A 26,843-nucleotide genomic window follows, 5' to 3' on the forward strand; every position below is an offset into this window, starting at 1 on the left:
GCCATGAGCCATCCGCCGTCCACCCTCGAGGTCAGCACAACCCCCACCCGGCCGGGGCCGATCCGGGCGGTCGTCTTCGACCTCGACGGTGTCGTGGTCGACAGTTCGGCGGTGATGCGCGCGGCGTTCAGCGTCGCCTACGCCGAGGTGGTCGGGCCGGGTCCGGCGCCGTTCGAGGAGTACAACAAGCACATGGGGCGGTACTTCCCGGACATCATGCGCCTGATGGGGCTGCCGCTGGAGATGGAGGAGCCGTTCGTCCGGGAGAGCTACCGGCTCGCCCACCAGGTGCCACTGTTCCCCGGCGTCCGCGAGACGCTGGAGGAGTTGTCCGAGCGGGGCATCCGGATGGCGGTCGCCACCGGCAAGAGCGGCCCCCGGGCCCGGTCGCTGCTCGACCTGCTCGGTGTGCTCCACCTGTTCGACCACGTGATCGGCTCCGACGAGGTGCCCCGTCCGAAGCCCGCGCCGGACATCGTGCTCCGGGCGCTGGAGCTGCTCGGGATGCCCCCGCACCAGGCGATGATGGTCGGTGACGCGATCACCGACCTGACCAGTGGACGGGACGCCGGGGTGACGACCGTCGCCACTACCTGGCACGGCGGGGACGTCGAGGGCCTGCTCGCCGCCGCCCCGGACCTGGTCGCGCACAAGCCGGAGGAACTGCTCGTCCACTGCCCGGCTGTGCCCGCCACCTGACCACCGCCTCGCCGCCCGTCCCCGCCGCCCCGCCCGCTGCTCCTGCCCGGTGCGGGTTGTCCGGGTGGTAGCAGGGGACCCCTGCTCATCAAAAAGCGGTAACAGGGGGCCCCTGCTACCAGCCAAACCTGCTACCAACCAACCCCGGCCTCACATGTCGGCGAGGGCGGCACGGACGGCGGTCTCGTCGACGTCCGCGACGAGTTCCGGACCGGACGGGCCGTCGAGCACGAAGGACAGCCCCGAGGTGGACTTCTTGTCCCGCCGCATGAACGCCAGCAGGTCGTCGTGGTCCACCCCGTCGGGCAGGCGCGTGTCGAGGCCGTAGCCGGCCACCACCGCACGGTGCTCGTCGACCCGGTCGGCCGGGATCCGGCCCAGCAGGCCGGCCAGCCGACCGGCGAACACCGTGCCCACGCCGACCGCCTCGCCGTGACGCAGCTGGAAGTCGGTGGCCCGTTCCAGCGCGTGCCCCAGGGTGTGGCCGTAATTCAGGATGTGCCGCAGGCCGGCGTCCCGCTCGTCGGCGGCCACCACCCGCGCCTTGAGCGCCACACAGGCGGTGATCTGTTCGGTCACCGGGCGGTCGCGCAGCTCGCCCGCGCCGATGAAGTGGGCGCGGGCGATCTCCCCGTAGCCGTTGCGCCACTCGACGGCGGGCAGCGTGTCCAACTGCTCGGTGTCGCAGAGCACCGCGCGGGGCTGCCAGTACACGCCGACCAGGTTCTTGCCCTCGGGAAGGTTCACCGCGGTCTTGCCGCCGACGCTGGCGTCCACCTGCGCGAGCAGCGACGTCGGCAGGTGGATCACCGCGATCCCCCGGTGGTAGAGGCCGGCGGCCAGACCGACCACGTCGGTGGTGGTCCCGCCGCCGCAGGAGACCACCGCGTCGGCGCGGGTCAGTCCGAAGTCGGCGAACGCCCGGCACAGGTGCTCCACCGTGGCCAGGGTCTTGTCGTGCTCGCCGTCGCGGGCCGGCACGACCCGGTGCGGCACGCCCGGGTCCGGGGTCCACTCGGGTGGCCGGGCCGAGACCACCACGACCCGGCGGGCGCCGATCCGGGCCACCTCCTCGGGCAGCCGGTGGCGGACCCCCGGGCCGACGAACACCGGATAGCTCCGGTCGCCGAGGAGGACGTCGACGCGGCCGGTCGCCTCGGGACCGTCGGTGCGGGTGTTCATCGGGTCGGGATTCTCCTCGTCGCAGCGGGCGGGGCGGTCGGTACGGACGGGGGACCGTCCCGCCGCAGGGCCAGCCGCAGGGCCATGGCGGCCAGCGAGTCGACGGCCGGGTCGATGCCCCACCGCTCGTGGGTGAGCTGGGCGTGTTCGGCGAGCAGGAAACCGCGTGGGGTAGCCGCGTGGTCCGCGCCCATCACCTCGGTGACCCGGTCCAGGTAGCGCTGCCAGGCCGCCGCGACCGGACCGGTCGACGGCAGGTCCCCGGCGGCCAGGACGATCTTCTCGGCCCCGGTGTCCGCCTGGGCGGCGAGGTCACGGCGGCTCGCGGCGCTCAGCGACCGGCTGCGGTCCTGCCAGTGCAGGAAGAGGAAGGCCGGCCGGTCGGCGACCGGCATGAGGTCGCACAGGTGCCGCAGGTGGGCCACGGTCAGGGGCAGTTCCATGCCGGCCAGCCAGGGCGCGTCCCCACCCAGCAGGGTCAGGGCCACCTCGCTGCTGGCCTGGGCCAGCGGTCCGCCGCGCGCGGCGTCGCGGACGGCGTACGGGTCCGGGGCCAGCGATGCCGCCGGGTCGCCGCCCAGCCGCCGACGGGCCGCGTCGAGGCCGACGGCGCTCGCGTGCAGGCCGACGCGGAGGCGTGGGTTGGTCCGGGGACCGAGTCGGTCGTAGAACCACCGTGACCGGGGGTCGGCGGCGCGCACGGTGGCGACCAGTCCCGCCACGACGGTGCCGACGAGCTCGGCCGCGCGGGCGTCCGGACAACCCCCGACGGGTACGGCGAGGTGGGCGAACATCCAGGAGCGTTCCAACGACGGCACCTCGACTGGTCGGCGGGGCGGGCACGGGTGCGACGGTCCTCGGGCCACCCCATCATCGGCCGACGACGCGCCTGGTCACCGCCTCCACGGGTGGATCTGGGGAGCACTTAGGGGGTGACAGGGGTAGGTCACCGGGAGGTCGCTGGGAAGACTTGGGCCGTTACGGCGAGGGACGGATGTGGTGACGACATGCTTCGGAGCGACCTGGTCCAGCCGTTGCCCGATCTGCTGAGGGCCCACGCCGCCCGGCTGGGGGACAGGGTCGCGTTCCGCGACGACCACCGGTCGGTCAGCTACGCCGCGCTCGCCGAGCGGACCCGCCGGCTGGCCGGGCACCTCGTCGCGACGGGGGTGGCCCGTGGCGACCGGGTCGCCTTCTGCCTGGGCAACCGGGTGGAGACCGTGGAGACGTGGCTGGCCGTCACCCGGGCGGCGGCGGTCGGCGTGCCGGTGAACCCGCGCAGCACGGACGCCGAGCTGGCCCACCTGCTGGACGACTCCGGCGCGGTGCTGGTGGTCACCGACCCGCAGCACCTCGACCAGCTGCTCCGGCTGCGCCAGGACCGCCCCGACCTGCGGGTCTGGGTCACCGGCACCGGTCCGGTCCCGGCCGGCGTCGCCGCCTGGTCGGAGCTGGTCGAGGCCGAGCCGCCGGTGGACGCCCGCGACGACCTCGGCCTCGACGAGGTCGCCTGGATGCTCTACACCTCGGGCACCACCGGCCGCCCCAAGGGCGTGCTCTCCACCCAGCGCACCTGCCTGTGGTCGGTCGCCTCCTGCTACGTGCCGATCCCCGGACTCACCTCCGACGACCGGGTGGTCTGGCCGCTGCCGTTGTTCCACAGCCTCTCCCACATCGGCTGCGTGCTCAGTGTGACCGCGGTCGGCGCGACCGCCCGGCTCGTCGACGGGTTCTCCGCCGAGGACGTCCTGCGCGCGGTCGAGCAGGACGAGGCCACGGTGCTCGCCGGTGTGCCGGCCATGTACCACCACCTGGTCACCGCCGCCCGGGACACCGGCTTCCGCGCCCCGGCCCTGCGTGTGTGCCTGGTCGGTGGCGCGATCACCACCGGGCCGCTGCGCCGGGCCTTCGAGGAGGTCTTCGACGCGCCGCTGCTCGACGCGTACGGCAGCACGGAGACCTGCGGCTCGATCGCCGTCACCCGCCCCGACGAGCCCCGGGTCGAAGGATCCTGCGGCCGTCCGGTGCCCGGCGTGGACGTCCGCCTGGTCGACCCGGAGACCGGCCGGGACGTGCCCGTCGGGGTGGAAGGCGAGGTGTGGGTGCGCGGACCGAGCGTCATGCTCGGCTACCACGGCCGGCCCGCCGACACCGACGCGGTGCTGCGCGACGGCTGGTACCGCACCGGTGACCTGGCCCGCCGCGACGACGCCGGCAACCTCTTCGTCACCGGACGGCACCGGGAGCTGATCATCCGGGGTGGCGAGAAGATCCACCCGGTCGAGGTGGAGGAGGTGCTGCGGACCGTCCCCGGCGTCGCCGACGTGGCGGTCACCGGCCGTCCGCACGAGGTGCTCGGCGAGGTTCCGGTGGCGTACGTCGTCGCCGGGCCGGAGGGTTTCGCGCCCCGGGCCGCCCTGGCCGCCTGCCGGGAACGGCTGGCCTACCACAAGGTCCCGCAGGAGCTGTACGAGATCGCCGCCGTACCGCGCACCGCGTCCGGGAAGGTCACCCGTCGGCTGCTGCCCGACCAGCCGGCCCGGCTGCGCGCGGTCAACGGCAGCCACCACGACGAACTGGTCCGGTTCGGCTGGGCCCCCCTGGACCTGGCCGGTGTGCCGGTGCCGGACCGGCGTTGGGCGGTCGTCGGCGCCGACCACGCGCCACACGTCGGCGCCGGGGCCGCGCCGCAGCGGGACGCGGCCGATCCGGACCGTCTCCGGTTCCACCCCGACCTGGCCGACCTGCGCGAGGGCGGGCAGGTGCCGGACGTGGTGGTCCTGCCGATCGGGTCGCCGGACGCGGATCCGGTGTCGCTCGGAGGCTGGCTCGCCGACGACCGGTTCGCCGCCACCCGGCTGGTCCTGCTGACCACCGGGGCGGTGGACGCCTCGACCCCGGAGCGCGCCGACGACCCCGACCTCGACCCGGCGGCCGTGGCGACCTGGGCAGCGGCCCGGAGCCTCCAGGCCGCCCACCCGGACCGGATCGTGCTGGTCGACCGGGACGCCGACGCGGACCCGTACGCGCTGCTGCCGGCCGTGGTGGCCACCGGTGCCGCCCAGGTCGCCCTGCGGGCCGGTGAGGCCCGCCACGCGCACCTCGGACCCGTGCCCGTCCCGACCGGGGAGCGTGCGGCCACGGTCGCCGAACCGGTCGTGCTGGCCGGCGCGGACACCCCGCTGGGGGCTGCGCTGGCCCGGCACCTGGTCACCGCGTACGGCGTGCGACGGTTGCGGCTGCTCGCCACCGGACCGGTGGACGCCCCCGCCCTGGCCGCCCTGACCGCCGAGCTGACCGCCGCCGGCGCCGAGGCCACCCCGCTGGCCTCCGGACCCGCCTCGGACCCGGCCGCCTCGGTCGGCGACGAGGAGATCGGGGCGGCCGTGCTCTGCCTCACCGCCGACGCCCTCACCGCCGCCCACGACCTCGACGACCGCCCGGGCCGGCACCGCGCCGCCGACGACGTTGACCAGGGCGGGTGGCTGCTCACCCTCGCCGACGGGCTGCACCGGCGGACCCGGCACGCCGACGTCACCACCTTCACCGTGCTCGTCCCGACCGACCCGCTGCTCGGGGCGGCCGACGGCCACCGGGCCGCCGCCGTCGTCGGTTCCCTGCACGCCCTGCTCGCCCGACGGCGCGCGGCCGGGCTGCCCGCCCGGCTGGCCGGCACCGGGACCCACGGCCCCGCTCCGACGGCCGCCGCTCTCCGGCGCGACCTCGACGCCTTCGACGTGGCCCAGGACGGCGCCGACCTGGTCCTGCTCGCCCGGCCCACCGCCGGCCACCCGGCCTGGCGGGAACCCGTACGGCCGACCGGTGACACCGCCGAGATGGCCGGGACGTTGCGCCGACGGCTGGCCGTGCTGACCGCCGCCGAGGGCGACCGCATCCTGCTGGACCTGGTCCGGGCGGCCACCGCCGAGGTCGCCGGACTGCCCGGCCCGGTCGCGGTCCGCCCCGGGCGGGCCTTCAAGGAACTCGGGTTCACCTCGGTCGGCGCGGTCGCCCTGCGCGACCGGCTGGCCCGGGAGACCGGGGCCCGACTCTCCGCCACGGCCGCCTTCGACCATCCGACGCCGGAGGCGCTCGCCCGTCATCTCGCCGCCCGGCTGCGCGGTGCCGCCCCGGTGGCGGCGACCGCGGCGACCGGGCCGTCGTCGACCGACGAGCCGGTGGCGATCGTCGCGATGGCCTGCCGGCTCCCCGGCGGCGTCACCGCGCCCGAGGAGCTGTGGGAGCTGCTCGACCAGGGCCGGGAGGGGCTGACCGGGTTCCCCACCGACCGGGGCTGGGACCTCGCCCACCTGTTCTCCGACGACCCCGACCAGCCGGGCACCTCGTACGCGCGGGTCGGTGGGTTCCTCGCCGACGCGGCCGACTTCGACGCCACCCTGTTCGCGATCAGCCCCCGCGAGGCGCTGGCCATGGATCCCCAGCAGCGGCTGCTGCTGGAGAGCTCGTGGGAGCTGTTCGAGCGCGCCGGCATCGACCCGACCGGGTTGCGGGGCACCGCCACCGGGGTCTTCACCGGCGTGATGCACCACGACTACGCCGCGAACCTGCGCCAGGCGCCGCCCGGTGTGGAGGGCTACCTCGGTGTCGGCACCGCCGGCAGCGTCGTCTCCGGTCGCGTCGCGTACGCCCTCGGGCTGGAGGGGCCGGCGGTCACCGTCGACACCGCCTGCTCGTCGTCGCTGGTGGCGCTGCACCTCGCCGCCCAGGCGCTGCGCGCCGGGGACTGCTCCCTCGCGGTGGCCGGCGGCGTCGCGGTGATGGGCACCCCGCAGGCGTTCGTCGAGTTCAGCCGCCAGCGCGGTCTCGCGCCGGACGGGCGGTGCAAGGCGTTCGCCGAGGCCGCCGACGGCACCGGCTGGTCCGAGGGCGTCGCCGTCCTGCTGCTGGAACGGCTCTCCGACGCCCGCCGCAACGGGCATCCGGTCCTCGCGGTGCTGCGCGCCACCGCCGTCAACCAGGACGGGGCCTCCAACGGGCTGACCGCCCCCAACGGGCCCGCCCAGGAGCGGGTGATCCGGCGGGCGCTGGCCGCCGCCGGCCTGGGTCCGGCCGACGTGGACGCCGTCGAGGCGCACGGCACCGGCACCCGCCTCGGCGACCCGATCGAGGCACAGGCGCTGCTCGCCACGTACGGGCAGGGCCGGCCGGCGGACCGGCCGCTGCTGCTCGGCTCCCTGAAGTCCAACCTCGGGCACACCCAGGCCGCCGCCGGCGCGGCCGGGGTGATGAAGATGGTCCTCGCGATGCGGCACGGCACGCTGCCCCGCACCCTGCACGTGGACACCCCGACCTCCGAGGTGGACTGGACCGCCGGGGCGGTGGAACTGCTCACCGAGGCCCGCCCCTGGCCGGCGGTCGACCGGCCCCGCCGGGCCGCCGTCTCGTCGTTCGGCATCAGCGGCACCAACGCCCACGTCATCGTGGAGGCGCCCGAAGCCGACGCCCCGGCCGCCACCGGGGACGCCGCGCCGCACCCCGCCGGGGACGCCGGGGCGGAGTCCGCCGGGGCCGGCACGGCCGTGCCGTGGCTGCTCTCCGCCGCCAGCCGGGAGGGCCTGCGGGACCAGGCCGCCCGCCTGCTCGGCTGGCTCGACGGCCCCGGCGCGGACGCCGACCCGGGCGACGTCGCGCACGCCCTGGCGACCACCCGGGCCGCGCTGGACCACCGGGCCGTCCTGCTGGTCACCGACCCGGCCGGCGCCCGGACCGGGCTGACCGCGCTCACCCGGGGCGACGCCGACCTGCCCACCGTCGTCACCGGCCGGACCGGGGACGGGCTGCTCGCCGTGCTCTTCGGCGGCCAGGGCGGCCAACGTCCCGGCATGGGCGTCGGGCTGCACGCCGCGTACCCCGTCTTCGCCGAGGCGTTCGACGCCGCCTGCGCGGAACTCGACCGGCACCTCGCCGGGACGGCCCCGCACCCGGTCGCCGACGTCGTCCGCGCTCCCGACGGCGACGAACGCGCCGCCCTGCTCGACCAGACCCTCTACACCCAACCGGCGCTGTTCGCCGTCGAGGTGGCGCTGTACCGGCTCGTGGAGTCCTGGGGCGTCCGACCGGACCTGCTGATCGGTCACTCCGTCGGTGAGCTGGCCGCCGCCCACGTGGCCGGGGTGTTCCCGCTCGCCGACGCCGCCGCCCTGGTCGCCGCGCGGGCCCGGCTCATGCAGCAGCTCCCGACCGGGGGCGCGATGGTCGCCGTCGAGGCCGCCGAGGCCGAGGTGGCCGGCCACCTCACCGACCGGGTCGGGCTCGCCGCCGTCAACGGCCCCACCAGCGTGGTCCTCTCCGGGGACACCGACGCGGTGCTGGCCGTCGCGGCGACCCTGCGCGCGGCCGGCCGCCGCACCAGTCGGCTGCGGGTGTCGCACGCCTTCCACTCGGCCCGTATGGAGCCGATGCTCGACGCGTTCGGCGAGGTCGCCGCCGGTCTGACCTACCGTGCCCCCCGGCTGCCTCTGGTGTCCAACCTGACCGGCGAGCTGGTCGACCCGGCGCGGCTCTGCTCCGCCGACTACTGGGTCGACCACGTCCGGGGCACTGTCCGCTTCCTCGACGGGGTGCGGGCCCTGCACCGGCACGGCGTCACCACGTTCCTGGAGGTCGGACCGGGCGGGATCCTCACCGCCACGGCCCAGGAGTGCCTCGCCGACGCCGGTGACCACCTGGCGTTCGTCCCCAGCCTGCGCACCGGCGAACCGGAACCGGACGCGCTGCTCACCGCCGTCGCCCGACTGCACGTACGCGGCGTCGCGGTGGACCGGACCGCGCTCACCAGCACCGGCCCACGTCGCCGGGTGGACCTGCCCACCTACGCCTTCCAGCGCCGGCACTACTGGCTGCCCGCGGACGGGCCGGGCTCCGGCCGGCTCGCCGACACCGGGCATCCGCTCCTCGACGGGGTGCTGCCGGTCGCCGGCACCGGCCAGGTCGTCGCCACCGGCCGGATCACCGCCGGCCAGCCCGGTCCGACCACCATCGACGACGGCGCGCCGCTGCTGCCCGCCACCGCGCTGCTGGACGTGCTCACCCACCTCGGCGAGCAGTTCGGCGTGCCCACCGTGGCGCGACTGCGGGTCCCCGAGCCGGTTCCGTTCCCCGCCGACCTGACCGTCGACGTGCAGGTCGACCTCGCCGGTCCGGACCCCGACGGCCACCGGGCCGCCCGCTGCCACGTCCGCACCGCCGGGCAGCCGTGGCGGGAGGTGGCCGAGGCGCTGCTCGCCCCGGCCGAACCGGCCACCCCGGGCGCCGTCGGGGGGCCGTGGCCGCCCGCCGGGGCCCAGCCGGTGGACCTCACCGTGGAGGCGCACCGGGCGCTCGCCGGTGACCTGGCCCGGGCCGCCTGGATCGCCGGGGACCGGCTCCTCGTCGACGTACGCCTGCCCGAGGACACCACCGACGCCGACGCCGAGCGCTACGGGGTGCACCCGCAGGTGCTCGACGCCGCCCTGCGCCTGCTGCCGCTCGCCGGTCTCGCCCCGTACCCCGGCGACGGCCGGCGGACCGTGCCCACCGAGTGGACCGGCGTCCGCCGGCACGCCGTCGGCGCGCACGCGCTGCGGGTCGTCCTCGCCCGTGCCGGGGCCGACGCGGTGACGCTGAGCGCCGTCGACGACGCCGGGGCCCCGGTGCTCGACGTCGACCGCGTCGTCCTGCGCGACGTCGCGGTGACCGCCGACGCGGCGACCGCGACCGCCGACGCCGGTCCCGCCGGCCTCTACACGGTCGACTGGCTGCCGGCCGCCACCCCGGCGACACCGGTGCCCACCTGGACCGTCGCCGACAACGTGCCGCCGGCCGGGCCGCTGCCCCCGCTGCTCGTGCTCCGCGTCGGCGACGGCGACCCCGACGCCGCCGTTCCCGAGCGGGCCCACACGGTCGGCCTCGACCTGCTCGGCGTGCTCCGGCGCTGGCTCGACGACCCGCGCGCCGAGGACACCCGGCTCGCCGTGGCCGTCCGCGACGGCGACCCGGTGCACGCGCCGGTCGTCGGCCTGCTCCGGGTCGCCCGCGCCGAACACCCCGGCCGGTTCCTGCTGCTCAGCCTCGACGCCACCGACGACGCCACCGTCCGGGCGGCGCTGGCCGCCGCCACCGACGAGCCGGAGGTGGCCGTCCGCGACGGCCGGGCCCTGGTGCCCCGGCTGCGCCCCGCCGACCCCGCTCCCGACCCCGCCGCACCGGCGCTGGCCGGCGGAACGGTGCTGGTCACCGGCGGCACCGGCGGCGTCGGCCGGCACGTCGCCACCCACCTCGCCACCGCGTACGGCGTCAGCGAACTGGTCCTGCTCAGCCGGACCGGCCGGCCGGCCCCCTGGACGGACACGCTCGCCGGGACCGGCGTCACTATCCGGGTGGTCGCCGTCGACGTGGCCGACCGCGCGGCCCTCGAAGCGGTCGTCGCCGCCCTCGCCGACCGGCTCGTCGCCGTGGTGCACGCCGCCGGCGTCACCGACGACGCGCTGCTGACCGACCTCGACCCGGCCCGGTGGGAGAACACCCTGCGGGCCAAGGTGCACGGCGCGTGGCACCTGCACGAGCTGACCGCCGGCCTCGACCTCGCCGCGTTCGTGCTCTTCTCCTCCGCGTCGGCGGTGTTCGGCAGCCCCGGCCAGGGCAACTACGCCGCCGGCAATGCCTTCCTCGACGCGCTCGCCGCGCACCGGCGTGCCCACGGGCTGCCGGCCACCGCGCTGGCCTGGGGCCTCTGGGCCGAGCCCGAGGGCATGGCCGGAAGCCTCGGCGCCGCCGACCTGGCCCGCCTCGCCCGGGGCGGCACCCGCCCCCTCGACACCGCCGCCGGGCTGGCCCTGTTCGACGCCGCGCTGGCCGCCGACCGGGCGACCCTGGTGCCGATCGGACTGGACCTGGCCGCCGTGCGTGCCGCCGGGGAGGTGCCCGCCCTGCTGTGGGCGCTGCTGCCCCCGCCACCTCGCCGGGCGGTCAACGCCGACCCCGCCCCGCGCACCGCCGCCGGGTTCGCCGACCGCCTCGCCGGTCTCGCCGAGCCCGAACGGGCCGCGCTCCTGCTGGACCTGGTCCGGGCCCGCTGTGCCACCGTCGTCGGGCACAGCGACCCCGCCGCCGTCGAGCCGGACCGCCCGTTCAAGGAACTCGGCTTCGACTCGCTGACCGCGGTGGAGCTGAGCAACCGGCTCTCCGCCGTCACCGGGGTCCGGCTCGCCCCGCACGCGGTGTTCAACCACCCCACCCCGGAGCTGCTCGCCGCGCACCTGCACGCCCGGCTGCTCGGCACCACCGCCACCGAAGTCGCCGACGCCACCACCGTCGCCCTCGACGAACCGGTGGCGATCGTCGCCATGGCCTGCCGGTTCCCCGGTGGCATCGGCTCCCCGGAGGAACTGTGGCGGCTGCTCGACGCCGGTGGTGACGTCATCGGCGACCTGCCCACCGACCGGGGCTGGCCCCTCGTGGACCTGTACGACCCCACCCCCGGCACACCCGGACGGACGTACGTGCGCGCCGGGGGCTTCCTCACCGGCATCGCCGACTTCGACGCCGCGTTCTTCGGCATCAGCCCCCGCGAGGCCCTCGCCATGGACCCGCAGCACCGGCTGCTGCTGGAGACCTCCTGGGAGGCCCTGGAACGCGCCGGCATCGACCCGGGCACGCTGCGCGGCAGCCGTACCGGTGTCTTCGCCGGCACCCACGGCCAGGACTACGCCGACCACATCGCCCCCGGCGCCACCTCGGACGACGGGGAGACCACCGCCGACGAGGGCCACCTGCTCACCGGCACCGCCGGCAGCGTCCTCTCCGGACGGGTGGCGTACGCCCTCGGGCTGGAGGGGCCGGCGGTCACCGTGGACACCGCCTGTTCGGCGTCGCTGGTCGCGCTGCACCTGGCGGTGCAGGCCCTCCGGCAGGGCGACTGCGACCTGGCGCTGGCCGGTGGCGTGTCGGTGATGTCCACCCCGGCCGGTCTCACCGGGTTCAGCCGTCAGCGTGGCCTCGCCGCCGACGGGCGGTGCAAGGCGTTCGCCGAGGAGGCCGACGGGTTCGGCATGTCCGAGGGCGTCGGGATGCTGGTCGTGGAGCGGCTCTCCGACGCCCGGCGGCGCGGCCACCCCGTCCTCGCCCTGGTGCGCGGCACGGCCGTCAACCAGGACGGGGCGTCCAACGGGCTCACCGCCCCCAACGGGCCCTCCCAGGAACGGGTCATCCGGGCCGCGCTGGGCGCCGCCGGGCTCACCCCGGCCGACGTGGACGTCGTCGAGGCGCACGGCACCGGCACCCCGCTCGGCGACCCGATCGAGGCGGAGGCGATCCTCGCCACGTACGGGCAGCGTCCGGCCGACGTCCCGCCGCTGCTGCTCGGCTCGGTCAAGTCCAACCTCGGCCACACCCAGGCCGCCGCCGGTGTCGCCGGGGTGCTGAAGGTCGTCCTCGCCATGCGGCACGGCCGGCTGCCCCGCACCCTGCACGCCGAGGCCCGCACCTCCCGCGTCGACTGGGCCGCCGGGTCGGTCGACCTGCTCACCGAGGCCCGCCCGTGGCCCCGCACCGACCGGCCGGTCCGGGCCGGTGTCTCCTCGTTCGGCATCAGCGGCACCAACGCCCACGTCGTCGTCGAGGCGGCCACCGCGACCGAGCCGGCCACCGAGGCATCCCCCGTCCCGCCGGCTGCCGCCCCGGTGCCCGCCGACCCGACCGACGGCGTGCGGGCCCTGCCGTGGCTGCTGTCGGCGCGTACCCCCGAGGCCCTGGCCGGTCAGGCCCGGCGGCTCCGTGCCCACCTGGCCGAACGGCCCGACCTGCGTCCCCTCGACGTGGCCTGGTCGCTCGCCACCAGCCGGGCCACCTTCGACACCCGGGCGGTGCTCGTCGGCGTCGACGCGGACCGGATCGACGCCGCGCTCGACGCACTCGCCGACGGCCGGTCCGCGCCCGAGCTGGTGCGCGGCGACGCCGGCCCGGCCCGCCGCTGCGTGTTCGTCTTCCCCGGGCAGGGCTCCCAGTGGGAGGGCATGGCCCTGGACCTGCTCGACCAGGCACCCGTCTTCGCCGAGCGGATGGCCGCCTGCGACGCCGCCCTCCGGCCCCACGTGGACTGGTCCCTGCTGGACGTGCTGCGCCGCGTCCCCGGTGCGCCCGGCCTGGACCGGGTCGACGTGGTGCAGCCCGTGCTCTTCGCGGTGATGGTGTCCCTGGCCGAGCTGTGGCGCTCGTACGGCGTCCAGCCCGCCGCCGTGGTCGGCCACTCGCAGGGCGAGATCGCCGCCGCCTGCGTCGCCGGGGTGCTCTCCCTGCCGGACGCCGCCCGGGTGGTGGCGTTGCGAGGCCGGGCGATCCTTCTCCTGGCCGGACAGGGGACGATGGCCTCCCTGGCGCTCCCCGTCGACGTGGTCCGGGACCGGATCGCCCGGTTCGGCGACCGGCTCGCCGTGGCCGCCGTCAACGGCCCGTCCGCCGTGGTGGTCTCCGGGGAGGAGGCCGCCGTCGAGGAACTGCTCACCGAACTCGCCGCCGACCAGGTCTGGGTCCGCCGGATCGCGGTCGACTACGCCTCCCACTCCGCGCAGACGGAGCGGATCCGCGACGAGCTGGCCGCCGCGGTGGCCGGTATCACGCCCGGCCCGGCCGCCGTCCCGCTCTTCTCCACGACCGACGTGCGCTGGCTCGACGGCCCCGAGATGGACCCTGACTACTGGTACCGCAACCTGCGTCAGCCGGTCGAGCTGGAACAGGCGGTCCGCGCGTTGTCCGCCGAGGGCCACGACACGTACGTCGAGTGCAGCCCGCACCCCGTGCTCACCGTCGGGATCGAACAGACCTTCGCCGACGACGACACCGAGGCGGTGACGGTCGGATCGGTCCAGCGCGACCAGGGCGGCCTGGACCGCTTCCTGCTCTCCCTCGCCCAGCTCCACGTGCGCGGCGTCCCGGTCGACTGGCGTCCCGCCCTGGCCGGCGGGCGGCGGGTGGACCTGCCCACGTACGCCTTCGCCCACCGCCGCTACTGGCCCCGCCCGGTCACCGGCCGCGGTGACGTCGGCGCGGTCGGCCTGGCCGCCGCCGACCACCCGATGCTGGGGGCGTCCGTGCCGCTGGCCGAGGCGCGCGGTCACCTCTTCACCGGCCGCCTCTGCGTCGCCGACCAGCCCTGGCTGGCCGACCACGCGGTCGCCGGGACCGTGCTGGTGCCCGGCACCGGCCTGGTCGAGCTGTGCCTGCGCGCCGGGGACGAGGTCGGCTGCCCCGTCCTCGACGAACTGGTCATCGAGGCGCCGCTGGCCCTCGTGCCCGACGCGGCGACCCAGGTGCAGGTGGCCGTCGGCCCGGCCGGGGAGGACGGCCGCCGCCCGGTGACCCTGCACTCCCGGCCCGCCGACGGTCCGCCCGGGGCACCGTGGACCCGGCACGCCACCGCCACCCTCGCCGCGACCGGCACCGCGCCGCCGGAGGTCCCCGCCGGACCCCCGCGTGACGCCCGCCCCGTCGACCTGACCGACTTCTACGCCCGCCTGGCCGACGAGGGATACGCGTACGGGCCGACGTTCCAGGGCCTGCGCGCGGTGTGGACCACCGGCGACGAGGTCCACGCCGAGGTGGAGCTGCCCGCCGGGCCGCGCGCCGACGCCGACCGGTACAACCTGCACCCCGCGCTGCTCGACGCCGCGCTGCACGCCGCGCACTTCGGCGGACTCGCCGACGCCGGAGCCGACCGGATGCTGCTGCCGTTCGCCTGGAACGGCGTCGTCCTGCACGCCGCCGGGGCCGGCGCGCTGCGGGTCCGGCTGCGCCGGGTGGCCCCGCACGCCTTCAGTCTGACCGCCGTCGACGCGGCCGGCGCTCCGGTCGCCGAGGTCGCCTCGCTGGCCATGCGTCCCATCTCCCGGGCCGAACTGGGCGCCCGGGACGCCGCCGTCGACGACGCGCTGTTCCGCCTCGACTGGCAGCCCCTCGCCGTGCCCGAAACCGTCCCGGCGGCCCGGGTGGTGGCACTCGGCCGGCCCGTCGACGGCTTCCCGCACCACGCCGACCCGGCCGCGCTCGCCCGGACCGTCGACGAGGGCACCCCCGCCCCCGACGCCGTCCTCGCCGCCCCGGGCTGGGCCGAACCGAGCCCCACCGACCCCGCCCCGGACGCCGACCGGGCCCGACTCGTCGCGGCCGAGGCCCTCGCGCTGGTGCAGGGCTGGCTCGCCGACGCCCGCTGGGCGGACACCCCGCTGGTCCTGCTCACCCGGGGCGCGGTCGGCGTGCACGGCGCCGCCGAGGTCGACGATCCGGACGCGGCCACCGCCTGGGGGCTGGTCCGCTCCGCCCAGTCCGAACACCCCGACCGGTTCGTCCTGCTCGACACCGACCACACGCCCGACGCCGCCACCGTCGCCGCCGTCCTCGCCCTCGGCGAACCGCAGGTGGCCTGGCGGGACGGCACCCCGTACGTCCCGCGCCTGGCGCGCCGCGCCGACGCGGCCACCCTCAGCCCGCCGGCCACCCCGGCGTGGCGGCTCGACGTGCCGACCCGGGGCAGCCTGGAGCACCTGGCGCTGGTCCCCACCGACGCGGCCGACGCCCCGCTCGGCCCGTGGGAGGTCCGCGTCCGGGTCCGCGCCGCCGGCCTGAACTTCCGGGACGTGCTCAACGCGCTCGGCCTCTACCCCGGCGACCCCGGCCCGCCCGGCGGCGAGGCGGCAGGGGTGGTCACCGAGGTCGGCGCGGCCGTGGCCGACCTCCGCCCCGGTGACCGGGTGCTCGGAGTCTTCCTCGGCTGCTTCGGGCCGGTGGCGGTCACCGACCGCCGGCTGCTGGCCCCGGTGCCCGACGGCTGGACCTTCGCCCAGGCCGCCTCGGTGCCGGTGGTCTTCCTGACCGCCTACCGGGGGCTGGTCGACCTGGCCGGACTGCGGGCCGGCGAGTCCGTGCTCGTGCACGCCGCCGCCGGTGGCGTGGGCATGGCCGCCGTCCAACTCGCCCGGCACCTCGGCGCGGACGTCTACGCCACCGCCAGCCCCGGCAAGTGGCCGGCGCTGCGGGCCATGGGCATCCCCGAGGACCACCTCGCCTCGTCCCGCACCCTCGACTTCGAGGCCCGCTTCCTTGCTGCCACCGGGGGACGCGGCGTCGACGTGGTGCTCGACGCGCTGGCCCGCGAGTTCGTCGACGCGTCGTTGCGGCTGCTGCCACGCGGCGGGCGGTTCCTGGAGATGGGCAAGACCGACCTGCGCGACCCGGCCCAGGTCGCCGTCGACCACCCCGGGGTCGCCTACCAGGCGTACGACCTGACCACCGCGGCACCCGACGAGATCCAGCGGATGCTGGTCACCCTGATGGACCTCTTCGCCGACGGCACCCTCCGGCCGCTGCCGGTGCGCGCCTGGGACGTCCGCCAGGCACCCGACGCCTTCCGGTACGTCAGCCAGGCCCGGCACGTCGGCAAGGTGGTGCTCACCATGCCCGCCGAATGGGACCCCGACGGCACCGTGCTGCTCACCGGCGGCACCGGCCTGCTCGGCGGGCTGGTCGCCCGCCGCCTGGTCACCGGGCACGGCGTACGGCACCTGCTGCTGGCCAGCCGCAGTGGACCGGACGCCCCCGGCGTGCCGGACCTGACCGCCGACCTCACCGCCCTCGGTGCCACGGTCACCGTGGTCGCCGCCGACGTCGCCGACCGCGCCGACGTGGCCCGGCTCGTCGCCGGGGTGCCCGACGCGCACCCGCTCACCGCCGTCGTGCACGCCGCCGGGGTGCTCGACGACGGGGTGGTCACCGCGCTGACCCCGGACCGGATCGACACCGTCTTCCGGCCCAAGGTGGACGCCGCCCGGCATCTCGACGAGGCGACCCGCCATCTCGACCTCGCCGCGTTCGTGCTCTTCTCCTCCGGCGCGGGCGTGTTCGGCGTCCCCGGTCAGGGAAACTACGCCGCCGCCAACGCGTACCTCGACGCGCTGGCCCGGCGGCGGCGGGGAGCCGGCCTGCCCGCCCAGTCGTACGCCTGGGGGCTGTGGGAGCAGGCCAGCGCGATGACCGGCGCGTTGAACCGCACCGACCCCCGGATCACCGCCCGCGACGGCCAGCTCGCCATCCCCACCGACCTCGGCATGGCCCTGTTCGACGCCGGCCTGGTCGTCGCCGAGGAACACCTGGTGCCCACCCGGGTCGACGTGTCCGCCCTCGCCGGGCGGGCCGTGGTGCCGGCGCTGATGCGTGGCCTCGTCCGGCAGGAACGGCCCCGATCCCGCGCCACGGCGAGCACCGGCGGCCCGGACCTCGCCGTACGGCTGCGCGCGCTCACCGCGGCCGAGCAGTCCGCGTACCTGCTCGACCTGGTCCGCACCGAGGCGGCCACCGTGCTCGGTCACGGCAGCCCGGACGCGATCCGGCCGGAACAGGCGTTCAACGAGATCGGCTTCGACTCGCTGACCGCCGTGGAGCTGCGCAACCGGCTGACCGGGGCGACCGGCGAACGGCTGCCGGCTACGGTGATCTTCGACTACCCGGATCCGACCGCGCTCGCCGCCTTCCTGCGCTCCCGGCTCGCCCCCGACGGCGGCGAGGCCGCCCCGGCGATCCTCGTCGAACTGGAGAACCTGGAACGCACCCTCGCCGAGACGACCGTCGAGGCGGACCTGCACACCCAGGTCACGGCCCGGCTGGAGGTGCTGGTCGCCAAGTGGCGGACCATGCGCGGGGCCTCCACCACCGACCACGACCTGGACCTCGACCAGGCCAGCGACGACGAGATCTTCAGCCTGATCGACACGGAACTCGGGCTCTGATGACCGGCCCGACGCGGACCACGAGGAAACGGTGATGACCGACGTACTGATCGTGGGCTACGGCCCGGTGGGCCAGGTGGCGGCGATCCTGCTCGCCCAGCGCGGACTCACCGTGTGGGTGGTGGAGAAGTGGCAGACCCCGTACAGCATGCCCCGGGCGGTCTCCTACGACGGCGAGGCCAGCCGCGTTCTCGCCGCGTGCGGCCTCGGTGACCGCCTCGACGACGTCACCGAGCTGTCCGGTGAGTACACCTGGAAGAACGGCTTCGGCCGGACCCTGCTGCACGTCAAGGCCGCCGAGGACGGCCCAGCCGGCTGGCCCGACTCCACCTCCTTCTACCAGCCGGGCCTGGAGGACCGCCTCGCCGAGCGGGGCCGCGCCCTGCCCGGCGTCGAGGTGCACCGGGGGCTGGAGGTCACCGGGCTGACCGACCAGGGCGACCGGGTCGACGTGACCGCCGTCGACGGCGACGGCACGGAGCACGCCTTCACCGCCTCCTGGGTGCTCGGCTGCGACGGCGCGAACAGCTTCGTCCGCCGCTGGCTCGGCGCGACCGTCACCGACCTGGGCTTCGGCTACGACTGGCTGGTCTGCGACGTGGTGCTGCACGAGCCGCACGAGTTCAAGCCGAACAACCTCCAGATCTGCGACCCGGCCCGGCCCCGCACCGCCGTCTCCGCCGGCCCCGACCACCGCCGCTGGGAGTTCATGCGGGTGCCGGGGGAGACCCTGGAGGAGTTCCGCAGCGAGGCCAGCGCCTGGCGGCTGCTGGGCCTGTTCGACATCACCCCGGAGACCGCCCGGCTGGACCGCTACGGCGTCTACACCACCCAGGCCTGCTACGCCGACACCTGGCGCTCCGGGCGGGTGTTCCTGGCCGGCGACGCCGCCCACGTCATGCCCCCCTTCCTCGGCCAGGGCATGAGCTCCGGTTTCCGGGACGTGGTCAACCTCGCCTGGAAGCTGGACCTGGTGCACCGGGGCGTCGCCGACGAGACGCTCCTCGACACCTACGAGGTGGAGCGGCGGGCCCACGTGCAGCACGCCATCCGGATGTCCATGGACTCCGGCGCTGTCATCTGCGAGACCGACCAGAAGAAGGCCGCCGGCCGGGACGCGGTGATGCTGGCCGCGCTGCGCCGGCGTACCCAGCAACGGCACGCCCGCTCGCTGCGCGAGGCGATCGTCGACGGGGTGCTGCGCCGTGACCCGGACGGCAACCCCGCCCCGTACGCGGGGGCACCCGCCGTGCAGGGCCGGGTGACCGTCGGCGACCGGACCGGCCGCTTCGACGAGGTGGTCGGCACCGGCTTCGTCCTGCTCACCCGTGACCCGGCCGCGCTCGACGCGGACGCCATGGCGTTCCTCGACACCCTCGGCGCCCACCGGGTCACCGTACGACCGGCCGACTCCGACGCCGGCCCGGTGCCGGACGACGCCACCGCGCCGACCGAGGTCGTCGACCTCGACGGCGTCCACCTGGCCTGGCTGGCCGACGCGAACGCCGACGCCGTGCTGGTCCGACCCGACTTCTACGTCTTCGGCGTGGCGGCCGGACCGGACGGCCCGGCCGCCCTCGTGGACGACCTGCGCCGGCAGGTCGCCGCCCGCGCCCTCCATCCCTGACCGCTCCCTGCTGCTGAAGGAACAGACATGTTGGAGAACCTCCGCACCCTCGGCCGGGTGATCCGCACCCTGGCCACCAAGGACCCGGTGACCCGGGTCCGCCGCTTCTACGAGATCCAGTCCCCGGACGTGGAGTTCGCCGCCCGCACCAGCCGGTACATGAACGTCGGCTACTGGGAGGAGGGCGTGAACAGCATCGACGTGGCCGGCGAGGCGCTGGCCACCAAACTCGCCGACGCCGCCGGGTTCAAGCCCGACGACACCGTCCTCGACGTCGGCTTCGGCTACGGCGACCAGGACTTCGCCTGGCTGCGCGACCGCCGGGTGGCCAAGGTGCACGGCATCAACGTCACTCCCCGGCACGTCGCGCACGCCCGCGAGCGCGCCGCCCGCGAGGGCCTGACCGAGCAGGCCGACTTCCAGCTCGGCACCGCCACCGAACTGCCCTTCCCGGACAACACCTTCGACCGGGTCGTGGCGCTCGAGTCGGCCTTCCACTTCCATCCGCGCAGCGCCTTCTTCGCCGAGGCGTTCCGGGTACTCAAGCCCGGCGGCACCCTCGCCACCGCCGACATCATTCCGCTGAGCAACGAGACCCCCCGGATGTCCATCAGCTCCGGCCCGCTCAGCTTCGTCAAGTTCAGCATCCCCGACGAGAACTGGCACGACCGGACCGTCTACGCCGAGCAGCTCACCTCGGCCGGGTTCGTCAACGCCGAGGTGCAGTCGATCCAGGACCGCACCTGGGAGGGCTGGCGACTGTTCCAGGCCGCCCGGCCCAGCGACCCGGCGTTCCAGGCCGCCGCCGACCGCAGCGCGGTGAAGGGGATGGCCAACCACTGGCGCGACGAGAACCTGATCAAGAAGGAGATCGCCCTGCTCGACTACGTCATCGCCGTCGCCCACAAGCCGTGACACGACGCGGCCCTCACCAGCCGGACGAACCCGGCGGGTGAGGGCCGCGACGCGCGTCGGGCCGGCGCGGTCAGCCGACCGCCGTCCGGGTCAGCGCCGCCGAGAGGGTACGCAGGATCGCCGGCTGGTGCTGGGCCAGGAAGAAGTGTCCGCCCGGGAAGACGTGCATGTCGAACGGGCCGGTGGTGTGCTCCTGCCACGCCCGCGCCTCGTCCACCGTGGTCTTCGGGTCGTCGTCACCGGTGAACACCGTCACCGGGCAGCTCAGCTTCGGCCCCGGCGTGTACTCGTACGTCTCCGCCGCCCGGTAGTCGTTGCGGATCGCCGGCAACGCGGCCCGCAGCATGTCCGGGTCACCGAGCACCGCCGAGTTCGTGCCGCTCAGCTTCTTCACGTCGGCGAGCAGCCCCTCGTCGTCGAGCAGGTGCACCGTCTCGTCCCGGTGGCACGACGGCGCCCGCCGCCCGGACGGGAACAGGTGCGTGGCCGGCGTGCCGGTCTCCGCCTCCATCAGCCGCGCCACCTCGAACCCGAGGGTCGCGCCCATGCTGTGCCCGAAGATCGCCAGCGGCTGGTCCAGCCACGGCCGCAGCACCCGGAAGACCTGCCGGGCCAGCTCCGGGATGCTGTCGACGCACGGCTCGTGACGCCGGTCCTGCCGGCCCGGGTACTGGACGCTGAGGACCTCCACGGCCGGCGACAGCGCCCGGGAGACCGGGAAGTAGAAGCTCGCGGACCCGCCGGCGTGCGGCAGGCACACCAGCCGGGGCGCACCGGCCGGGGCCGGGTGGAACCGGCGTACCCACAGGCCGTTGTCGTGGTCGGTCATTCTCGCGTGGTCCTTCCCAGCGATGGGGCCCGGACCTCCGGGCACCCGGCCATTGCACCGGACGCTAACCGCGCCGCCGGAGCCGGGCCACCCCTAGCGGACGGGCCGCATCGGTTAGGGGTTGTCGCAGCTCATACGACGCCATAACTTCCCCGCAGAGGGGACCCGTGGCTCTCGGGTGACGTGTACTCAAGGACGTGGAACCGAACTGGCCTGAGCATTCGCGCATTCGCACCGCCGGCCGCGTCAGGTCTCCGCCGGCCACTGCGATGGGTCAGGTTGATGGACACCGAAGAGAAGCTCCGGGAGTATCTGAAGCGGGTCACCACCGACCTGAGGCGGACCCGGCAACGGCTCCGTGACGTCGAGGACGAGGCCCGGCAGCCGATCGCCATCGTCGGGATGGCGTGCCGGTTCCCCGGCGGCGTCACCACGCCCGAGGCGCTGTGGGATCTCGTCGCCGCGTCCGGCGACGCTGTCGGCGGCTTCCCCACCGACCGGGGCTGGGATCTCGACGCCCTCTACGACCCGACCGGGGAGCGTCCGGGTACGTCCTCCGTCCGGGAGGGTGGCTTCGTCCACGACGCGGGGCACTTCGACCCCCGGTTCTTCGGGATCAGCCCCCGTGAGGCCCTGGCCATGGACCCGCAGCAGCGACTGCTGCTGGAGGTCTCCTGGGAGGCCTTCGAGTCCGCCGGGATCGACCCGACCGCGCACCGGGGCGACCGGGTCGGCGTTTTCGCCGGCCTCACCCACGGCGACTACGCGGCCGGCGCCACCGACGTGCCCGACGGGGTCGTCGACTACCTCGGCCTCGGCAACGCCGGCAGCATCAGCTCCGGCCGGGTGGCCTACACCTTCGGTTTCGAGGGCCCGGCGGTCACCGTCGACACCGCGTGTTCGTCGTCGTTGGTGGCCCTGCACCTGGCCGTGCAGTCGTTGCGCTCGGGCGAGTCCGATCTGGCGCTGGCCGGCGGCGTCACCGTCATACCGACCCCGGCGATCTTCGTCGACTTCACCCGGCAGAACAACCTCTCTCCGTCCGCGCGGTGCCGGGCCTTCGCCGACGCCGCCGACGGCACCTCCCTCGCCGAGGGCATCGGCATTCTCCTCGTGGAGCGGCTCTCCGACGCCCAGCGGCTCGGTCACCGCGTGCTCGCCGTGGTGCGGGGTACGGCGGTGAACCAGGATGGTGCGTCGAACGGGTTGACCGCGCCGAATGGTCCGTCGCAGCAGCGGGTGATCCGCCAGGCGTTGACGAGTGCTCGTCTCACCCCTGCCGACGTGGACGTGGTGGAGGCGCACGGTACGGGTACGACGCTGGGTGATCCGATCGAGGCGCAGGCTCTGCTCGCCACCTACGGCCAGGACCGGAACGAGCCGCTGTTGCTCGGGTCGGTGAAGTCGAACATCGGGCACACGCAGTCCGCTGCCGGTGTGGCGGGTGTGATCAAGATGGTGCTGGCGATGCGGCACGGCATCGTCCCGGCGACGCTGCACGTGGATGCGCCGTCGTCGAAGGTGGACTGGTCGGCGGGTGCGGTGGAGTTGGTGACCGAGGCGCGTGCGTGGCCGGTGGTGGGTCGGCCGCGTCGGGCGGCGGTGTCGTCGTTCGGGATCTCCGGCACCAACGCCCACGTGATCGTGGAGCAGCCCGAGGCGGAGGCCGAGGCGTCACAGGCGGCGGCTGGGATCGATCTTCCGGTGGTGCCGTGGCTGGTGTCGGCGCGGTCGGTGGAGGCCCTGGCGGGGCAGGCCGGTCGGCTGGCCGGGTTCGTGCGGAACCATGCTGCTCTTTCGCCGGTGGACGTGGGTTGGTCCCTGGGCGCGACGCGGGCGGCGTTGGAACACCGGGCGGTCGTGCTGGGCACGTCCCGTGACGAGCTGTTCGCCGGGCTGGACTCGCTCGCCGACGGTGCCGCCGAGCGGCCCGGCGCGCTGCTGCTGGGGCAGGCGACTCCTGGTCGTCGGGCGTTGGTGTTCACGGGTCAGGGTGCGCAGCGGCCCGGTATGGGTCGGGAGTTGTACGGGGCGTTTCCGGTGTTCGCGGATGCGTTCGATCGGGTGTGTGCCCTGTTCGATGGTCGGTTGGACCGTCCGTTGCGGGAGGTGGTGTTCGCCGATCCGGGCTCTGACCTCGCGGGTTTGTTGGATCAGACTGCGTACACCCAGGCGGGTCTGTTCGCGGTGGAGGTGGCGCTGTTCGAGCTGCTCACGTCGTGGGGTGTGACGGCGGACTATGTGGCGGGTCATTCGATCGGTGAGGTGACGGCGGCGTACGTGTCGGGGGTGTTGTCGCTGGAGGACGCGTGTGTCCTGGTGGCGGCGCGGGGTTCGTTGATGCAGGCGTTGCCGTCCGGTGGTGGCATGTTGGCGGTCGGTGCCCCGGAGGCTGAGGTCCGGGAGTTGGCCGGCGAGGGTGTCGACGTGGCGGCGGTGAACGGCCCGGAGTCGGTGGTGCTGTCGGGTGCGGTGGCGGATCTGGATCGGGTGGCGGAGCGTTGCGTCGAGCGGGACTGGCGTGCCAAGCGGTTGTCGGTGAGCCATGCGTTCCACTCACGGCTGATGGAGCCGATGCTGGACGGGTTCCGGGCGGTTCTCACCGGGTTGACGTGGTCCGCGCCCCGGATTCCGATCGTGTCGAACCTGACGGGGCGGGTCGCGGATCCGGGGGAGATCGCAAGCCCGGACTATTGGGTGCGGCACGTGCGTGAGGCGGTGCGGTTCGGTGACGCGGTGGCCACCCTGCACGGTCTGGGTGTGGCCACGGTCCTGGAGGTCGGGCCGGACGCGGTCCTCACGGCAATGGCGGCCGACACCCCGACCGACCGGGCGGTGCACCTGGTTCCGGTGTTGCGGCGGGACCAGTCGGAGGCGATTGCGCTGGTCACGGCTCTGGCTCGGTTGCACGTGACGGGTACTGCGGTGGACTGGACGGGTTGGTTCACCCAAGCCGGTCAGCAGCCCCGCACCGTCGACCTGCCCACCTACGCCTTCCAGAAGGAGCGGTACTGGCTCAACGCCGGAACGTCCGGCACCGACGCCTCCGGACTCGGCGTACGCGGCACGGAACACGGCCTGCTCGCCGCCGAACTGGTCACCGCGGCCGACGACGTCCGCATCCACGGCGGCCGGCTCTCCGTGCAGACCCAGCCCTGGCTCGCCGACCACGTGGTGTTGGGCTCGGTGGTCGTACCGGGCTCGGCACTGGTGGAGATGGCGCTGCACGCCGGAACACAGGCCGCCTGCGACACGCTGGAGGAACTGACCCTCGCCGCCCCGATCGTCCTGCCCGAGCAGGGCGCCCGCACGGTGCAGCTCCACCTCGCCACTCCCGACGAGCACGGTCGCCGTCGGGTCACCATCCACTCCCGCCCGGCGGACGACCCGCGCGGCGACTGGACCCGCCACGCCGAGGGTGTCCTCGCCCCCGGCGGCCCCGACACCCCGGAACCGCTCACCGAGTGGCCACCGGTCGGCGCGGCCGTCGTGCCGGTCGAGCCGATCTACGAGCAGTTGCACCGCCTCGGCGTGGACCACGGTCCCACCTTCCGTGGGCTGCACGCCGCGTGGCGTACCGACGATGCGGTCTTCGCGGAGGTCGCCCTGCCCGACGGTGCCGCCACCGGCGGGTTCGCCCTCCACCCGGCGCTGCTCGACGCGGCGTTGCACGTCGTCGGTCTCACCGACGACGCCGACGCCGACGCGTCCGGGGCCCGCCTGCCGTTCGCCTGGTCCGACGTCGCGCTCAGCGCCGTCGGCGCGACCCACCTGCGGGTACGCGTCACCCGCGCCGGTTCGGCGGTGTCGTTGACCCTCGCCGACGGCACCGGTGCGCCCGTCGCCCGGATCGGGTCGCTGCTCTCCCGGCCCGTCGGCGCCGGCCAGCTCGACAACGCCGGAACGACCGAGCTGCCCCTCTTCGACCTGCGCTGGTCCGCGCTTCCGCTGCCGTCCCGGTCGGCGACGGGGATCGTGGCGCTCGACGGTGCCGGACCCGCCGCCGTGTCCCTGCCCGGCGGACTCGCCGCGCTCGCCGACGCCGTCGACGCCGGCCGGCACGACCCCCGGCTGGTGCTGCTCCCCGTCGGGGACACCCACCCGGGCGACCCCCTCGGCGCGACCCACACCCGGCTCGCCGGGATTCTTGCCGCCGTCAGGGAATGGCTGACCGACGAGCGGTTCGCCGACCGGCGGCTCGTCGTGCTCACCCGGGGCGCGGTCCCGGCCGGTCCCGCCGCTGCGGTGACCGACCTGGCCGGTGCCGCCGTCTGGGGCCTGGTGCGCACGGCGCAGCTGGAACACCCCGGCCGGTTCGTGCTGGCCGACCTCGACGACGGAGTGGACGCCGACCTGCTCGGCCGCGCTCTGGCCAGCGACGAACCCCAACTCGCCGTCCGCGACGGTCAGTTGCTCGTACCCCGGCTCGCCCCGGCCGACGCCGACCCGACCGGCACCACCGACCTGCTGCCCGACGGCACGGTCCTCGTCACCGGTGCCACCGGAACCCTCGGCGGCATCATCGCCCGTCACCTGGTCACCGCACACAAGGTCCGGCACCTGCTCCTCGTCGGCCGGCGCGGCCACGACGCCCCCGGCGCGACCGACCTCCTCGCCGACCTCGCCCACCTCGGCGCGCAGGCCCGCCTCGTCGCCGCCGACGTGGCCGACCGGGAGGCGGTCGCCGCGCTGCTCGCCAGCGTCCCCGCCGAACACCCGCTCACCGGGGTGGTGCACGCGGCCGGGGTCCTCGACGACGCGGTGGTCACCGCGTTGACCCCGGAACGGACCGCCGCCGTGCTCGGCCCCAAGGCCGACGCCGCCTGGCACCTGCACGACCTCACCCGGCACCTGGACCTGCCGATGTTCGTGCTCTTTTCCTCGATCGCCGGCCCGCTCGGCGGCCCCGGCCAGGGCAACTACGCGGCGGCCAACGCTTTCCTCGACGGGCTGGCCCACCACCGGCACGCCGCCGGGCTCGCCGCCACCTCCCTGGCCTGGGGCATGTGGGAGGAAGACAGCGGGATGACCCGTGACCTGGGCACCGGCGGCCGGGAACGGATGGCCCGCCAGGGCATCGTCCCACTCGGCACCGAGCAGGCACTCGCGCTCTTCGACGCCAGCCGGCACAGCCGTCAGCCGCTGCTGGTGCCCGTCCGCCTCGACCTCGCCGGGCTGCGTACCCTCACCTCCGTCGACCACCTTCCGGCGCCGCTGCGCGGGCTGGCCGGTGTCCGTGTGCGGCGCAGCGCCGCCGGGTCCGCGCCGGCCGGCGGGTTCCGCGACCGGCTCGCCGTGGCCTCCGACGAGGACCGCCGCCGGTTGGTGGAGGAACTGGTCACCGGCCAGGTGGCCGAGGTGCTCGGGTACGCCTCGTCGGCCGCTGTCGGCACCGGACAGTCGTTCACCGAACTCGGCTTCGACTCGCTGACCGCCGTGGAACTGCGCAACCGGCTCACCACCCTGACCGGCGTGTCGCTTCCGGCCACCCTGGTCTTCGATCACCCCACCCCGGAGGCGCTGACCGGGCACCTGATGGCGCAGCTCGGCCCCGGTCCGTCCGCGCCGACCCTCCTCGACGAGCTGGACCGGCTGGAGGCGGCGTTCGCCACGACCCCGGCGGAGACGCTGGCCGAGCTGACCGCCGACGAGGAGACCCGTACGGCGGTCACCGCGCGCCTCCGGGCGCTGCTCACCCGCTGGGAGGGCGAGACCGGAGACACCGGCTCCGTCGCCCCGTCCCTCGACGACGCCAGCGACGACGAACTCTTCGACTTCATCGACAGCAGGTTCGGTCGTTCCTGACCGTCGAACCGCC

Annotated in this window: 8 protein-coding genes; 5 read left to right on the plus strand and 3 right to left on the minus strand. The window is 75.4% G+C overall.

Annotation, left to right across the window (positions count from 1 at the left end; translation table 11 throughout):
- Positions 1–3 precede the first annotated feature (3 nt).
- A complete protein-coding gene (locus GA0070618_RS24360; RefSeq protein WP_088983696.1) occupies positions 4–699 on the plus strand; it encodes an HAD-IA family hydrolase in 696 nt (231 codons plus the stop codon).
- Between the two features lie 150 nt (positions 700–849).
- Here the strand turns inward: GA0070618_RS24360 and GA0070618_RS24365 are convergent, their stop codons facing one another.
- Both GA0070618_RS24365 and GA0070618_RS24370 read right to left on the minus strand, forming a co-directional pair.
- A complete protein-coding gene (locus GA0070618_RS24365; RefSeq protein WP_088983697.1) occupies positions 850–1,881 on the minus strand; it encodes a 3-dehydroquinate synthase family protein in 1,032 nt (343 codons plus the stop codon).
- Entirely contained in the window at positions 1,878–2,699 is an 822-nt protein-coding gene (locus GA0070618_RS24370) for a hypothetical protein (RefSeq protein ID WP_231931437.1), read from the minus strand. The genes GA0070618_RS24365 and GA0070618_RS24370 overlap by 4 nt, the downstream gene beginning before the upstream one ends.
- Before the next feature lie 189 nt (positions 2,700–2,888).
- Here GA0070618_RS24370 and GA0070618_RS24375 point away from each other — a divergent pair, with 189 nt between their 5' ends.
- The 3 genes from GA0070618_RS24375 to GA0070618_RS24385 are packed head-to-tail and all read left to right on the plus strand — an operon-like array spanning position 2,889 to position 20,196.
- Positions 2,889–17,654 carry a type I polyketide synthase gene (locus GA0070618_RS24375; protein WP_088983698.1) on the plus strand — a complete coding sequence of 4,922 codons (14,766 nt, stop codon included), beginning with the start codon at positions 2,889–2,891 and terminating at the stop codon, positions 17,652–17,654.
- A 34-nt stretch (positions 17,655–17,688) separates the two neighbouring features.
- Positions 17,689–19,281: a bifunctional 3-(3-hydroxy-phenyl)propionate/3-hydroxycinnamic acid hydroxylase MhpA gene (gene mhpA, locus GA0070618_RS24380; protein WP_088983699.1), complete on the plus strand. Its 1,593-nt coding sequence runs from the start codon at positions 17,689–17,691 to the stop codon at positions 19,279–19,281.
- Positions 19,282–19,308: 27 nt separating this feature from the next.
- Positions 19,309–20,196, plus strand: coding sequence for an SAM-dependent methyltransferase (locus GA0070618_RS24385; protein ID WP_088983700.1), 888 nt, complete (start codon positions 19,309–19,311; stop codon positions 20,194–20,196).
- A 70-nt stretch (positions 20,197–20,266) separates the two neighbouring features.
- Here GA0070618_RS24385 and GA0070618_RS24390 read toward each other — a convergent pair whose 3' ends face one another.
- Positions 20,267–21,025 (minus strand): thioesterase II family protein, encoded by a 759-nt coding sequence (locus tag GA0070618_RS24390; RefSeq protein ID WP_088983701.1) that lies wholly within the window; start codon positions 21,023–21,025, stop codon positions 20,267–20,269.
- Positions 21,026–21,304: 279 nt separating this feature from the next.
- On the opposite strand from GA0070618_RS24390, the gene GA0070618_RS24395 reads away from it, so the two are divergent.
- Positions 21,305–26,830, plus strand: coding sequence for a type I polyketide synthase (locus tag GA0070618_RS24395; protein WP_088983702.1), 5,526 nt, complete (start codon positions 21,305–21,307; stop codon positions 26,828–26,830).
- Positions 26,831–26,843: the final 13 nt, after the last annotated feature.

The sequence above is a fragment of the Micromonospora echinospora genome (assembly GCF_900091495.1).
Taxonomy (GTDB): domain Bacteria; phylum Actinomycetota; class Actinomycetes; order Mycobacteriales; family Micromonosporaceae; genus Micromonospora; species Micromonospora echinospora.